The 14895-nt window shown below is 37.2% G+C and carries 12 protein-coding genes; 7 read left to right on the plus strand and 5 right to left on the minus strand.

Annotated features, from left to right (window positions below; genetic code table 11):
* Positions 1–128: 128 nt before the first annotated feature.
* Genes EK386_RS08955 through efeO form a run of 3 tightly spaced genes read right to left on the minus strand, consistent with a single transcriptional unit; the run spans position 129 to position 3937 of the window.
* Positions 129–1844 carry an FTR1 family iron permease gene (locus tag EK386_RS08955; RefSeq protein WP_126658820.1) on the minus strand — a complete coding sequence of 572 codons (1716 nt, stop codon included), beginning with the start codon at positions 1842–1844 and terminating at the stop codon, positions 129–131.
* Entirely contained in the window at positions 1819–3054 is a 1236-nt protein-coding gene (gene efeB, locus EK386_RS08960) for an iron uptake transporter deferrochelatase/peroxidase subunit (protein WP_126658821.1), read from the minus strand. Before efeB ends, EK386_RS08955 begins: the two co-directional genes overlap by 26 nt.
* 13 nt (positions 3055–3067) lie before the next feature.
* Positions 3068–3937, minus strand: a complete 870-nt coding sequence (gene efeO, locus EK386_RS08965; RefSeq protein ID WP_126658822.1) for an iron uptake system protein EfeO — start codon at positions 3935–3937, stop codon at positions 3068–3070.
* 224 nt (positions 3938–4161) lie between these two features.
* On the opposite strand from efeO, the gene EK386_RS08970 reads away from it, so the two are divergent.
* Complete coding sequence (locus EK386_RS08970) at positions 4162–5232, plus strand: nucleotide kinase (RefSeq protein WP_246027632.1); 1071 nt, start codon at positions 4162–4164, stop codon at positions 5230–5232.
* Between the two features lie 310 nt (positions 5233–5542).
* Here the strand turns inward: EK386_RS08970 and EK386_RS08975 are convergent, their stop codons facing one another.
* On the minus strand, positions 5543–6730 hold the full coding sequence (locus EK386_RS08975; RefSeq protein WP_126658823.1) for a pyridoxal phosphate-dependent aminotransferase: 1188 nt from the start codon (positions 6728–6730) through the stop codon (positions 5543–5545).
* Between the two features lie 322 nt (positions 6731–7052).
* On the opposite strand from EK386_RS08975, the gene EK386_RS08980 reads away from it, so the two are divergent.
* From EK386_RS08980 to EK386_RS08990, 3 genes are all read left to right on the plus strand, one after another.
* Complete coding sequence (locus EK386_RS08980) at positions 7053–8279, plus strand: ATP-grasp domain-containing protein (protein ID WP_126658824.1); 1227 nt, start codon at positions 7053–7055, stop codon at positions 8277–8279.
* Between the two features lie 66 nt (positions 8280–8345).
* Positions 8346–9725 (plus strand): UDP-N-acetylmuramoyl-tripeptide--D-alanyl-D-alanine ligase, encoded by a 1380-nt coding sequence (locus tag EK386_RS08985; protein ID WP_126658825.1) that lies wholly within the window; start codon positions 8346–8348, stop codon positions 9723–9725.
* 184 nt (positions 9726–9909) lie between these two features.
* Positions 9910–10704, plus strand: a complete 795-nt coding sequence (locus tag EK386_RS08990) for a carbon-nitrogen family hydrolase (protein ID WP_126658826.1) — start codon at positions 9910–9912, stop codon at positions 10702–10704.
* 275 nt (positions 10705–10979) lie between these two features.
* On the opposite strand, the gene EK386_RS08995 is transcribed toward EK386_RS08990, so the two are convergent.
* The gene (locus EK386_RS08995) at positions 10980–11801 is read right to left on the minus strand and encodes a CPBP family intramembrane glutamic endopeptidase (RefSeq protein WP_126658827.1); all 822 of its coding nucleotides are present in this window, start codon (positions 11799–11801) and stop codon (positions 10980–10982) included.
* A 203-nt stretch (positions 11802–12004) separates the two neighbouring features.
* On the opposite strand from EK386_RS08995, the gene EK386_RS09000 reads away from it, so the two are divergent.
* The 3 genes from EK386_RS09000 (at position 12005) to EK386_RS09010 (ending at position 14884) form a co-directional block, all read left to right on the plus strand.
* On the plus strand, positions 12005–13177 hold the full coding sequence (locus tag EK386_RS09000; protein ID WP_158674399.1) for a sensor histidine kinase: 1173 nt from the start codon (positions 12005–12007) through the stop codon (positions 13175–13177).
* A gap of 1 nt (position 13178) precedes the next feature.
* Positions 13179–13832: a response regulator transcription factor gene (locus tag EK386_RS09005; RefSeq protein ID WP_126658829.1), complete on the plus strand. Its 654-nt coding sequence runs from the start codon at positions 13179–13181 to the stop codon at positions 13830–13832.
* A 218-nt stretch (positions 13833–14050) separates the two neighbouring features.
* Entirely contained in the window at positions 14051–14884 is an 834-nt protein-coding gene (locus EK386_RS09010; RefSeq protein WP_158674400.1) for a CPBP family intramembrane glutamic endopeptidase, read from the plus strand.
* The last annotated feature ends 11 nt before the right edge of the window (positions 14885–14895 follow it).

The following is a 14895-nucleotide window of genomic DNA, read 5'->3' on the forward strand; positions in this document are numbered from 1 at the left end:
CTTAAAATAAATCGATATAATACCCAAAAATCCGGAAAAATGACAAAAGGCTTTCAGAATGAGACCATTCTGAAAGCCTTTTGTCGACAATCTGAACACTCGCTCAAGATTAGCGAGTGTTGTTTTTGTTAGATAGTTTTTGCTAACTTTTGTCTAAATGCTACCGCAATTGAAATTACAAGTAATAAAATTTGTCCAATTAGTGTTTCAATAGTAGGATAGAAGCCAATCGAACTAATGACCGGTAGTTGGTGAAGTACGTTTGATGGGATAACATCTGTTAGTTGTAAGGTATGAATACTTGTGCCAATAATTTTAAAGGCTAAAAGGTAAATAAAAATAGTGGCTAAGAAGAAAAACTTATGCACAGGTATTTTCAATGACAACTTAAACATCACTAAACCAACAACGATTAAAATAGCAATAGCCAAGATAATTCCTAAAACAAAGTCGAATATAGGCATCTTAGGCGCAACACCAACATAAAAAATAACTGTTTCAGCTCCTTCGCGGAAGACTGATAAAAAACTGATCATTGCCATAGCAAATATCGATTGTTTAGAGATAGCATTTCCCAATTGCTTTGATAAATAAGCATTCCAAGATTTCACGGTTGATTTATTATGAAGCCAAATCCCAACGCCAATCATCATGGCAGCAGCTATTAATCCTACATAACCTTCAAGCATTTCTCGACTTGTATTAACGGATAGTGAATTAAAAATTGCAGATAACATCACAGCAGCTAAAATAGATAGTACAACTCCTGCAAGTGCTCCCGTATAAATCCATTTTGTCATATGATTCTGATTTGATTTTCTTAAAAATGAAACAAGTACCATGATAATTAATAGTGCCTCAAGACCCTCACGTAGTAAGATCAAAGCCGAATCCCAAAAACTATAACTAGTATGGTCCTGTAATAAAGAGATTTCTGTTTTAAATTGACTTAGTTGATCTTTCACACTATTATAATTCGGACTTTCTTTTAATAACTCACTTACTAAAATCGGCATTTTGCTTTCAATGGCTGTATACAAGCTACCGTTACGTGTTGATACTTCCATTTCTACATTTGGCCAAACGATAATGAATTCTTTTAAAAGATCGCTAGCTTCTGTAAATTCCCCATTGTCAATGGAGTCTTCCGCATCATTCATTAAATCAATTAACGTTTGAAGTGAATATTCTCCTTGAGCAACTTCAACGTCCTCACCAGCAATAAATTGTTCAATAGTTGTTTTTAATGTTTCATATTGTGACTGAACAAGTGATAAGTCAGGCTCTTCACTAGCAAGGGTAATACGGATAAACGACATTTGGGTTTCGATTTGTCCGTACATACCAATACTTTCTTCACGTATTGGCCGTTCATAAAGATTCCATTTCTTATCAAACTCATTATAAGCTTGTGTGATCGTGGAAATGTCCTGTGATGTTAAGGCTTCTTCAAACATTTCCATCACGGGTGAGAACTTATTCTTGAAATCACTTCGTTGTTGTTCTTTATCTACTGGGTTTTCCAATTTTTCTAAATTAGAAAGAGCTTTTGATAAACTAGATAGTGCAGTTTGTCGTTCTTCTGCAGAGGCTGCATTTTGTACTTCTAGCAATATATCGTCTACTACTTGTTTAGCTTCTGTTTCAGTAGAGCTAACATGTGCCCAGTTGGAAGAAAACTTTTCAATAGCATTGATCGCCGCTTCATCATTTCCTTGCTTTGTATTAATTAATGCATCTGTAATGGAAATATAGTACTCACTGTAAGAAGTCTCCGCGTAAGTAGGAGAAACAAATAGAACAACACAAAATATGAGACTACAAAGTTGTGAAAAGAGCTTCACCGATATAACTCCCTTTAGCTACACCTGGGAAGCAAGCAAAAATTGCACTTCCGCGGTGTGTAATGTATTCATTTAATCGATCCAAACGACCAAGACTATTTTGGATATCAATAAAGCTTTTAGGATCCTTTTGGAATGAAATGAATAATAAGCCTGCATCATAAGCACCAGTTGCACTAACGATTCCCGATGAATAGGAAAAGGCACGTCTTAATATCGTTTTATTTGCCTTTTTCGCTAAAAATACATGAGAATCTTCAGGAATGAGTAATTTATTATTTTTATCTACTGCAGTTAAATCCACTTCATCAAATTCATTTGTTTTACCAATCGGTGCACCACTATCACGATGGCGTCCAAAAGCTGCTTCCTGATCTTTTAAAGATGTGCGATCCCATGTTTCCAAATGCATTTGAATACGCCGAACAATTAAATAGGTACCATTTGTCATCCAACTCTTTCCACTATCTACCCAAACAGTACGATCAAAATCAGTAGGAGTGGATGGATTGACAGTTCCATCTTTAAAGGAAAAGAGGTTTCGTGGTGTACCCCCATTAGCTGGTAGAGCATTAAATCCGGTTTGTGTCCATTTTAAAAGGACTTTGCCGGATGCTTGCCGGATTAAATTACGTACCGCATGAAAAGCGACTTGTGGATCATCCGCGCACGCTTGAATACATAGGTCTCCGCCACAAAAAGCCTCATCAAGTTGGTCTTTCGGGAAGTGGGGCAACTCTTTTAATTCACTTGGCTTCAAATGAGCTAGACCCAGTTCTTTTTTTTCAAAAAGGGAAGGACCAACCCCAAATGTAAGTGATAAATTGGAAGCGTCCAATCCATTTGTTTCTCCGGTATCAGTAGGTGGCACATAAGCATTGGTTGTACTGTCACCAATGTCTTCTCCATTCATTAGTCTTACGGAAAGAGGCGTCCACAGTTTAAAGAGGTCTTGTAATTCTTCTTTTGTCGATGCAAGTACCTCTAATGAAGCGAAGTAAACATGCTTTTGGACTGGTGTTGCAATACCGGATTGATGTTTTCCATAAAACATAACTTTATTGGCAGCCAATAGATTGTCATCAACGGGCATTAAATTATAGCCAAGTGCCTTTGCAACACCACCAAAACCAGAAGCTCCAATAGCGACACCAGCAGCAGTCATACCTGTTAGCTTTAACATTTCACGTCTTGTAATTTTTTTAGACATTGCTCTCGTACCTTTACTCTAGAATAATTCCCATTTGACTAAGTGGTTCACCTAATTGATTCACTGCAGTTGCCAGCTCTTTTGTGTTTTCTTCTGTAAGGTCTACAAATGAAACATAACCACCATCAGCCGTTTCGTATTTAGCAAGTAAATCGTTTACAGCAGTGAATTTTTCTTCTAAAGTCGTCGCTAAAGCTGCATCTTTGTCTTCAATCTTAGCTCGTAAAATATCAAAGATTTTTTCTGCACCTTCAATGTTTGCTTTGAAGTCATAAAGGTCCGTATGGGAATAAATTTCTTCTTCGCCTGAAATTTTTGAAGTTGATACTTCATTCAATAAGTCAACTGCACCTGTAATCATCAAATCAGGAGTCACTTCAACTGTTTGAACCAATGCATACAATTCCTTTACATCTGTAAGTAATTGATCGGCAATCGCTTCGTAGCCCACAGTTGTATTTTCTTCCCATAGTGCATACTCAAGTTTATGGTAACCTGTCCATTCCTCTTCACCTTTACCTGCTTCTTGAATATCAACAAGTCGTCCATCAATTCGTGGATCTAAATCGCCAAAACTTTCCGCAATTGGTTCTGAACGTTCAAAATACATACGAACAAGGGGATATAATGTTTTTGATTGTTCTAGATCGCCAGCTTTAAATGCATTCACGAATTTTTCTGTTTCAATTAAAAAGGAATCCATTTGTTCTAATGCAAATGCTTTATATGTATCTAGCTCTGTTTGTAAATCTACTTGTGGTATCGTGCTAGTTTCTTCAACTTTTGATGATTCCGATGTATTAGAAGCTTCATCCGTAGAATTACAAGCACCCATTATTATGCTGCTTGCTAATAAGGCGGTCATGAATGATTTATATTTCATTTTTATTCCTACTTTCGTTACCTTTTACGATAATGATAATCTTTCTCGATTGAAAAAACAATACTATCCATTAACATGGACAAAATATTAATAGGATTATAGAAATAATAATAAAAGATAATTTAATTTGTGAATTTATAAATGGAGGGAATTAACCACATCTGGTACATTTTTTAGGCTTTCAACATAAAAATAAGGTATCAACCTTATGGAAGGATGAGATTTTGAGCGGAACAGTGACGCACTTTTTCGGGCGAGCGTTAACAGGGCAAGGGATGAAGGCTTTATATAAGGAATTAATGGAAAATGAAGCAAACACAATCTACCTCCTTAAAGGGGCATCTGGTTTTAAAGTCTCGGAGTTAATAAAAAAACTGGGCTATCATTATAACAACCAAGGCGCTGACATTGAGTATTTCCACGACCCACTATTTGAAAATGTATTCGAAGCATTATATATTCAACATCCTCACAACATTCTTTTTCTTCATACAGCTAACATCACCATCGACCCCAAATTATCAAAGCCGACCATCACAATTCCACTACATGAAAGTGTAAACGTACAAAAGCTCTTAGAAAATGGTGAGCAACTATTAAAGTTGAGCGAAACAAAAGAGGATTATCATAACAAATATTTTGCAAGTATAAATAAAGCGCTAAAAATCCATGACGATTGGGAAGTTGAAACAAGACGTCAAATGGATTGGGGCGGCCTTAATAAGCAAATTGAAGAGTTTTTCCAACATTTATTTGGCACGTCGAAATTAGAAAAAGAGGGGAAACGTACCCATCGTTTATTGGGAACATTAACCCCTGCTGGCGCTCGCGATACGCTACAAAGTATTACGCAAAACCTCGAGCAACGATTATTTATTAAAGGCTATCCAGGCACAGGAAAGTCTTCGATGCTGAAGAAATTAGCCAATGAAGCCCAGGCGAGAGGGTATGATGTCCAACTCGTTTGGTGCGGATTGGATTCGAATTCCATTGATATGGTCATACTTCCAGAATTAAAGTTTTGTATATTTGATAGCACCGAACCACATGTCTATTTCCCTGATGAAACACGACCAGGTGATGTGATATTTGATATTGCAAAACATTGTCATCCAACAAAAGTAGAAGAAGCCAATATTAAAGAAATCGTTGCAAAATACAAATCCGCCATATACGATGCGATTGCCTACGCGAATTTGTATGCCGAAGCCGAAAGAAAAGTTCGGGAAATCCATGATGCAGCTATAAATATGGAGGAATTTGAAAGCCGAGTGAAAGGGTTGTTTGGGGAGTAGTAAGTGGTCGCAAAAAACTGCTAAGCACATAATCCATGAAAAATCGCACATAACCCAATTCCAAAACTAGCCAAGCGCCCACAAACGAAGCGATTTCAAAAATCATAAAAGGGATTCCTTCTAAGTCCAACGCTTAGAAAAGAATCCCTTTTCCCATTTATCCCGCATTAACGGGCAGTAAAGACTCCCACCTCAAGACTTAAGTAAAACAAAAAGGATGGGTGGGAGATCAACTGCTGGCATGCGCCCGATTGGTTCAACTAACAATCCGTGGGGGATGAAGAAAACCCCCACGGATTGAAGTTTCACTTTATTTAACTGATATCGATTCCGTTTTAAAAATCCCTAATCGTTCAATTCGTCCAATCGCTTCCTTCATGCGTTCTTCATTCACTAACAAGCCGACACGCACGTATCCCTCGCCAAATTCACCAAATCCATTTCCAGCAGCAACGGCTACATTGGCTTTTTCCAACAATAGATCAGCAAACTCCTCACTCGTGTAGCCATCTGGAACCTTTAACCAAGCAAAAAAGGAGCCTTTTGGAGCTTCGACATTCCATCCAATTCGGTGTGCTTCTTCGATTAATACGTTACGGCGACTTTCGTAAATCGCGCGTTGTTCCTCAACACAAGCTTGATCGCCATCCAACGCGGCTACTGCTGCATGTTGCACAGCAGGGAATAGGCTACAGAATAGGTGGTCTTGAATTAAGTTGATTGCCGCGATGATGTCAGCATTTCCCACTGCAAACCCTACACGCCAGCCTGCCATATTATATGTTTTCGATAATGTATAAAACTCAATTCCCACATCTTTCGCACCTTCTGCTTGAAGAAAACTGACAGGACGCTCTCCATCAAAACCAAGAGCGCCATAGGCAAAGTCATGCACGATTGCAATGTCATGGTCCTTCGCAAATTGCACCGTTTCTTCAAAGAATGCTAGATTTGCCGTACCACCAGTCGGATTATTTGGATAGTTTAAATACATTAATTTTGCGCGGTTCTTAACCTCATCGGATAAAGCATCATAATCGGGTAAAAATTCATTTTTATCCACTAAAGGCATTGTGTCGAAGTGAACATCTGCCAGCACAGCACCTGATAGATAATCTGGGTAACCAGGGTCAGGAAGTAACATATAGTCTCCAGGGTTTAAAATCGCCATTGGTAACTCGACTAATCCGACCTTCGCACCACCTAAAATGGCTACCTCTGTCGTAGGGTCAATGTCGACATTGTACTCACGTTTATAAAAGTTTGCTGCAGCTTCCCGTAGTTCTTGAACACCTTGAAATGGTGGATATTTATGAGAAATTGGATCTTCAGCAGCAGATTGTAGCGCTTTAATTATATGTGGAGGCGTCGGTCTGTCCGGATTCCCTTGACCAAGATTAATAATGTCACGCCCTTCAGCAATCGCCGCACTAACCTTTTGTGCAAGGGCAGCAAAAAATTGAGTAGGAAGTTGTTGAAGTTTAGTTGATTGTTTCATATATATTTCCTCTTCTATATGTAATTTTTCTTCATACAATGGATTCTTTTAAATTCAGAAAATAATTACAATTTAATATGTTGAAATAATCGTACAATAATCTGGGAGTGCCTGCAATATGAATTATCCACCTTTAGTATTTATGACTTCAATAATAATCGTAATCGACATAATGTCCGAAATGCTGTATGTAGCCCTTAAACCGAAAGTTCCAAAATAAATTTTTATCTGATTACTTATGCCTAATAGTTTTCGGAAGTTCAAAATATAAATAATGATAGTGAAAAAAATTTAATAGAAAGTTTTGGAGGCGTTAAAAAGGATGAACGCTATTATATTTATTGAAACATATCAATCAGGTTCCTCAAGGGAGGGTGTTAGAGCAGCAAAGAAACTGGGTTACAAAGTTCATCTAATCACTTCAAATAAGAAAATAATAGAAAAGAAAGATGCTTTTCCTGAAATTGATGAAATACATTTTTTAAACACGGAGGATATTTTAGAAATTGAGGAGACCATCAGTAAAATCGCCGAAATTGATTCCATTTCTTGTGTGATTAGTTTTATCGATGCGTTTGTTCAAATTGCAGCAAATTTTTCTAACCAATTTTGTGGAACGAATATTTCGGCGGAATCCATGAAAATTATGGACGATAAGTTATTAACAAGACTAAAAGGCGGAAATAAGGAGTATTCTTTAAGCCATTTTATATTAAAAAAGGATAGCCATATTGATCAATTCTTCAGAGAGTTTCCCTCACAATCTCCAATAAGATTCCCCTTAATTGTTAAGTTACCAAAATCATGCGGATCAAAAGATGTATATTTAGTAAATTCAAATATGGAATTAACACAACGATTGGAGTTCTTAAGAGATAGTTCTCCAACAAGCGATATATTGATTGAAAAATTTGTAGATGGTCCACAAGTGATTGTTGAGGCAATTGTTTATAACGGAAAAATCGAAATTTCCGCCATCATCGAACAACAAATAACGAAACAGGAAAGATTTATTGTAACAGGCTATAGTCTTTCTAATGAACTTGATGACGATTATAAACATTCATTAATTAAAGTATCACAGGAAATTTTACAAGATATGGAATTTAAAAATGGGAATTGTCATTTAGAATTAAGGCACGACGGGGAAAAATGGAGATTAATTGAAGCTAACCCTCGTATCTCAGGAGGAGTTATGAATAAACTCATCAATGAAGCTTATGGATATAATTATGCGGAGCAAATATTAAAAGTTTATTTAAAAGAACCTCCAACATTGTCCAAAACGAAGGAAGAATGTGTGTATGCTCAATATTTGACGGTGGATACAATGGGTGAATTATTAAGAGTGACAGGAAGAAAGAAAGCGGAAAAGACACCTGGTGTTGTTGAGGTGTATATTAAGCCAAAAAAAGGTCAATTTCTCCAACCACCATTGGCAATGGGGCATCGTTATGGTTATGTACTAGCGAAAGGAACAACAAAAGATGAGGCAAAACAAATTGCTATAAAAGCAGCCGATTTAATCACGTTTATTCTTAAATCATAATATTTTTGGAAGCCTAGGATGCGTTTCTTCACCTATTTTTCTATTACTAACAGGAGTGATTGAAGTGTGAAAAAGTTATTATTAAGCGAGATCAACAAAATAATAGATGGTCGCATATTAAATAAACATGAAATTAATCCAGTAATAAAGAATGTCATATTAGGAAAATCGGATAAAATTAAAAATTCGACACTCATATTTTTTCCGAGGAAAGCAAAGCTAGAAACCTATAAAAATGATTTGAAATCCTGTGTGATCGTAACCGAAAGACCTGAATTATTTATGGATTTCGCTGAATGTTTTACGATAGTGAAGGTAGAAGATTCAAGAAATGCCTATAATAAGTTTGTTCAATTTTATCGTCACCTTTTTCCAATACCTGTAGTAGGGGTAACGGGTACGTGTGGGAAAACCACTACGAAAGAAATGATTGCAACAATTTTAAAAGAGGATCGAAAAATAGTAAAAACGATATCCAGCCAAAATTCACGCTCTTTAAATCTGGAGTATTTAATGAAAATCAACGAACAAACAGATGCGGCAGTGATTGAGGTTGGCGTAGGGTTTCCAGGTGGGATTAAGGACTTCGATTTGCATTTTGAGCCATGTATAGGTGTCATAACGAATATAGAAATCGACCACATGAAGGGTTTTAAAACGCACCAAAGTTATATTAATGAAAAGGCGGAGATGGTAAATATTATTAATAAAAATAAAGGAACAATTATCTTAAATAAAGATGATATGAATATTCGAAATTTAGATTTGAAGGATTTTAAAGGTAAAATTCGATATTACGGAATAAATGATGGTGATTTAAGAGCAAGCAATATTCACTATAACGAACAGGGTATGGAATTTTCTGTTTATGATGGTAAGCAAATTTATCAATGTAAAATTAATTGTTTTGGAAGACATAATGTTTATAACGCACTAGCCGCACTAGCTGTCTCTACTACTCTTGGTATCTCTTTAAAAGATGCGATTAAAAGGCTACAAAATTTCCAACCATTAAATAGACATTTGCAAATACGAACAGGGATTAATCAGTGTACATTAATTGATGATACGTGGAATACTAACTCCAAATCAATTGATGCAGCTTTGCAAACGTTGGCTTCCCTCGCAAATGGGAGAAAAACAATTGCTGTTTTAGGGGATATAGAAGAGCTTGGAGATTTATCTGAGAGTGAACATAAAAAAATTGGAACCTTTATTCATAAATATAAAATTAATCAACTAGTTACAATTGGAAAAGAAGCGAAATTTATTGCTCAAAAGGCAACTGAACTGGGCATGAACCCGGGTGATGTTTTTACATTACAACATCAAGACGAGTTGTTAAACATTTTAAAAACAATTGCGGATGCAAATAGTTTAGTTCTAGTAAAAGCCTCTATGAGAAATTCCTTCCACGAAACTTTAAAAAAACTTATTATTGATTAGTTCGAAAATCTATCTATCTCTATCTTAATCACCTCGTTGTCTTGTTTTAAGATGAGGTGATTATTTTATATGTTTTCAAAAACAGATGGCATACATTTCTCTAAATACGTGGAGATATATGGCATTGTAACGTCCTTTCTGCTATCGTTTATAAGAGAATCAGAATTGTCTAGGGGGTAGAAAAATGAAAATCGGATGTATTCAAATGAATGTCGGCTTTGGGAAAGTGGAAGAAAATTTCGAACGCGCAGAAAATCTAATTCGTGAAGCAGCCAGTAAAGGGGCAGAAATCGTCGTACTCCCAGAAATGTGGAATACGGGCTATGCGCTCGAAAAATTAAGCGAACTAGCAGATCTAAATGGGGAACGTTCACAGGCATTCTTAAGCAATTTAGCAAGTGAATTAGACATACATATCGTTGGTGGTTCGGTGGCAACAGAAAAAGAAGGCAAATTCTACAACACAATGTATGTATACAATCGTGATGGGGAGCTTGTAAGTGAATATAGTAAAGTACATTTATTTAGATTAATGGATGAAGATAAATATTTAGCAGCTGGCGATGAAATGAATCGCTTTGCATTAGGAGACATCGAGGCAGGCGGGGTAATTTGCTATGATATTCGTTTCCCTGAGTGGCTGCGTGCCCATGCATTAGCCGGGGCAAACGTGTTATTTGTTTCTGCACAATGGCCAACACCGCGCATTGATCACTGGAAAACGTTATTGCAAGCACGTGCCATCGAAAACCAGTGCTTTGTTATCGCCGTCAATCGAATTTCACGCAACCCAGAGAACTTCAATGGGCAATCGATGGTCATTGAACCGTGGGGCGAAGTGTTATGGACAGGTGCAGAAGATGAAGAACTAGCCATTATCGAAGTAGACTTCTCAAAAGTTGAAGAAGTGCGCGGCCGCATTCCAGTATACGATGATCGCCGTCCTTCTCTTTATGCAGGCGTTGTGGAAGAAGACTAGAGGTACGACTTATTCAATATTAAGCGTTCTTATGGTGGGATTAGCACTTAATATATGTTATGTCGTATCAAGTGATCGGAAATCTATCATTTTGAGTGGCAAATGAATCGAATCCATTTCAAATGAATAATGTTTACAAAAAATTAACAAAATTCATGCAACAAATGAAAACTTTCACATATGGTAATAACAAGACTCTCTGGGGCTGACGACAGCTTTGGGGGGTCTTTGTTGTTTCGTAAAGAACCATAAAAAAAGCTGGCAAATGCACCAGCTTAGATGTTCTTTCCAATCGCTTTTCTCTTTTTCAAATCTTTCCGAATGACTAGATAGATAATGAAATAGAAAATGACGCCAATAATTCCAACATCACCTGTTAGATAAGCAACGATCGGGTCAGTGTTTGTTGTAAAGCTTGCACCGAACCCCCAAAGGACATTGTGTGCACCGTGAGCAATCACAGCAGGCCAAATACTACCCGTAATAAATCGTAAGTAACCAATAAAAAAGCCAACGAACAGCAAATTCATCATAAATAATGGGATGAAAATGATAAAGTTTGTATCGGAGTGATATTGACCACTAAAAAGAATCGGTGCTATATGAAAAAGGCCCCAAATAAATGAACTGACAAACAACGCTTTTTCGATCCCTAATGGTTGTAAGCGAGGGAGTAGGTAGCCCCTCCAACCAATTTCTTCACCGAGGATTTTCGTTAATGACGTAATGACAATGGTCGCAACGAAACTAAATAGTAATAGGGGAATATTTCCTTCCAGTTCAGCGGGGACCGTGAATTCGGCTAGACCAGTATTCCAAACAATCACATAACCTACCACAATGGGAATAATTGGTGTCACAAACCCGATTAAAAAACCTTTCATTGAAAACTTGTGCAAGCCAAGTGATGACCAGCCACTCTTGCTGAATAGTTCGCCTGTGAAAAGCATCATCATAAAGCCAACGAATAACGGGACAAACATTAGTAAACCAACATCTGTATTTTTAGGTAAAAGGAAAGTAAAAGCAGTCGCCAAAATGAGTGTAAAACTAGTAAAAGCAAACGCCTTTTGAATATCGGACAATTTCTTTAACATGTTTGATCCAACCTTTCTTGAATTTCAATCTTCTCCGCACATCTGTTTCTTGCATTTTCATCATAGATAAAAATAGTCACAGAGGGGTAGGGACCAAAGAGCACGTAAAAGTCATAAAAAAGTAACGAAGCGATCTACTAAATTAACTTTACGCATTTCATTACTATATGGTACTTTATGGGTAAATGAGCGCGAGGGGAACAATGATGGATTTACACGCAAGGCGGCATTGGAGCTGGACGGATTGGTTTTTTTCTGCTCTTCGCTTAATCAGTGTTTTAATGAGTGTCACCTATCTTTATGGCTATACGCCGGCAGAACAGCGCGGACTTGTCATGACAATTGCTCTGTTTGCATATGCAGTGCCTCAAACTTTCTATTTGCCAGGGCATATAAGGCCAAGATTGTTTATTACAACGGAAATTATTCTAAGTGTTGGATTTACCATTTATATGATGTCCTTCCTTTCACATGATGTAAATACAGTAAGTTACTTATATATGCCAGCTATTATTATTTGCTATTTATCTTCTAAAAAGTTATTTCTTTCGTTGGCACCGTTCATTATTTTCGGATTTCCAATTCTATTTCAAGCTGTTGGAAATCATGATGCCGACTATGTAGTGAGTCAGGTTAGTAATTTTGCCTTATTTTGTGCGATTGGATATGGTTTTGGGGTGTTTCTTCGTCAAAAAGATCAACTATCCGATAGTCTACATGAAATTGAAGAGAAAAATGAACAATTGGAACAGTATATTCACCAAGTGGAGAGAATCACCTTGTTAGAAGAAAGAAATCGAATGTCTAGAGAGTTGCATGATACAGTCGGTCATTCGTTAACGGCTTCCATAGTTGCGATGGAGGCCATACAAAGACTAATGGATCGAGATGCAGAGGCGGCAAAAAAACGGCTAGGTGAATTAATTGCCTTCAATAGAAAGAATCTAGAACAAATTCGGCAAACCGTACACGAAATGGCTATGAATGAATTGAAATGGCCACTGGAAGAACTGATACAACGAACAGCAGAGGAGTTTTCCGAACAAACGGAAACAAAGGTGTTTGTAGAAACAACTACTGATCAATTAATAGTAACTGAAGCGACTAAACTTGCTTTACTTCGTTGTTTACAAGAAACACTGACCAATGCCAAGAAACATGGTGGTGCTTCTGAAATTAAAATTTTGCTAGATTACAAGAATGAGCAATTAACGTTAACCGTTCAAGATAACGGAATCGGCTCGGATGATATGAAGGAAGGCTATGGGATTCAAGGTATGAAGGAGCGAGTCCAAGCGTTACGTGGATCCATTCAGATTGACTCTAGTTCAAGTAAAGGAACGGCTATATCAATTGGAATTCCATTGGAGGGATAGAATGAATGAAATACGTTTGCTGCTTGCAGAAGATCAGGAATTAATACGTTCGAGTTTGCAAATCGTCCTAGAAATGGAGGAGGATTTGGTGATCACAGCAGCAGTAGAAAATGGGGAAGAGGCATTAAACTATTGTGAAAAAGACCAACCAGACCTTATTTTAATGGATGTCAACATGCCCGTAATGAACGGGATTGAAGCGACGAAAAGGATAAAAGAAAAGTATCCACAGATTAAAATTATTATACTAACCACGTTTCAAGAAATGGACTATGTAATTGAAGCGCTTCAGGCTAGTGCGGAAGGATATTTACTAAAGGCAATCGATACAAAGGACTTAGTAGCAGGCATTCGCGTGGTAGCAAAGGGCGGACATTTAATCAATCAAGAGGTAGCAAAGCAGTTATTTTCTGGGCATATACATAAAACAGACAGATCGACGCAACAAAATGCCCACCGTTACGGATTGAGTAAGCGAGAGTTAGAAATCCTTCGCTGCTTATGTGATGGGTTATCCAATCAGTCGATTGCAGAGAAGTTATTTCTCTCTATGGGAACCGTCAAAAACTATATTTCAAGCCTCTATAGCAAACTGGAAGTCTCAAACCGAAAAGAAGTGTTAGAAAAAGCACAAAAAGAAAAGTTAATTGAATAGTCATTGGCTGCTATGCTTCTAATGATATAATTGCGCTGAAAATCTGTGCTCCTGCGGTAGTAACAATAAATTGTCACTATCCTCGTCCCAAAGGGGGCGTTCGAAAATCACTTTTCGAACGCCCCCTTTTTTATGACTATTCAATGACTCAGAAGCACTAATGGATTATGACTATATTTGTATACAATGATGTCAGAGCAAAGAAAGGGGCGTTTCAAATGAAAGGGATATATTCTGTAATTGGAAAAACGATTGTCGGCGTTTTAATGATATTTGCAATCATTCTTGTATTAAGTTTACTAGATCAGGTTTTATTGAAAGAAGCGAATTTCGGCAATTTCATCTCGCCGATTGGGCTAGGGTTAACAGCGGGTTTGATGGTTGTATTATTTGAGCGGAAGAACAAGTTTGACATTGGTTGGAAGGATCGGTTTGCCGTTCAACATGTATTTACCGGGATTGTCATGAGCATGATTGTGATGACCGTCACGATGTTTTTCATGTTAATGACGGGAAAAGTAGCTTTACAGGAACAGTTCTTTGGATGGAATATCATTCTGTTTCATGTATTTCTATTTTTAATGGTAGCGACTGGCGAAGAATGGCTATTACGCGGGTATTTCTTTGGATTGTATCAGACGAAAATCGGTAATAAAACAGCAATTTTCCTCAATTCGATCTTGTTTACGACCATACATTTGTTCAACCCGGAATCGTTTTCTAGACCAATCGAACATATGTTAATCGAGATGACCAATATCTTTTTAATCTCCCTGTTTCTATCCATGACACGCCTTTTTTCAGGAAGCCTATGGATGCCTATTGCTATTCACTTTTCAATAAACTTTCTTCAGTCCGCGATTTTTGGATTTGCCAATGGGGGAAAAGAGGTAGAATCGGTATTTCACCTAATTTACGATGAGCTTACTCTTTGGAATGGTAGTGGCTATGGATTGGAGTCGAGTTTCATTTTTACTCCAATATTAGTGCTTGCAAATGGAATGTTGTTCGTTTTATATAGACGTAAGCGTAAGAAAGTACTGGAAGTATAAGGAGGTTTAGA

The organism is Lysinibacillus antri (assembly GCF_003977595.1).
Lineage (GTDB): Bacteria > Bacillota > Bacilli > Bacillales_A > Planococcaceae > Ureibacillus > Ureibacillus antri.

What these genes read in the sequence shown, in the direction of transcription:
- efeB (WP_126658821.1), bottom strand. Translation starts at nt 3,054, where the DNA reads ATGTCTAAAAAAATTACAAGACGTGAAATGTTAAAGCTAACAGGTATG.
- efeO (WP_126658822.1), bottom strand. Translation starts at nt 3,937, where the DNA reads ATGAAATATAAATCATTCATGACCGCCTTATTAGCAAGCAGCATAATA.
- EK386_RS08975 (WP_126658823.1), bottom strand. Translation starts at nt 6,730, where the DNA reads ATGAAACAATCAACTAAACTTCAACAACTTCCTACTCAATTTTTTGCT.
- EK386_RS08980 (WP_126658824.1), top strand. Translation starts at nt 7,053, where the DNA reads ATGAACGCTATTATATTTATTGAAACATATCAATCAGGTTCCTCAAGG.
- EK386_RS08990 (WP_126658826.1), top strand. Translation starts at nt 9,910, where the DNA reads ATGAAAATCGGATGTATTCAAATGAATGTCGGCTTTGGGAAAGTGGAA.
- EK386_RS08995 (WP_126658827.1), bottom strand. Translation starts at nt 11,801, where the DNA reads ATGTTAAAGAAATTGTCCGATATTCAAAAGGCGTTTGCTTTTACTAGT.
- EK386_RS09000 (WP_158674399.1), top strand. Translation starts at nt 12,005, where the DNA reads ATGATGGATTTACACGCAAGGCGGCATTGGAGCTGGACGGATTGGTTT.
- EK386_RS09005 (WP_126658829.1), top strand. Translation starts at nt 13,179, where the DNA reads ATGAATGAAATACGTTTGCTGCTTGCAGAAGATCAGGAATTAATACGT.
- EK386_RS09010 (WP_158674400.1), top strand. Translation starts at nt 14,051, where the DNA reads ATGAAAGGGATATATTCTGTAATTGGAAAAACGATTGTCGGCGTTTTA.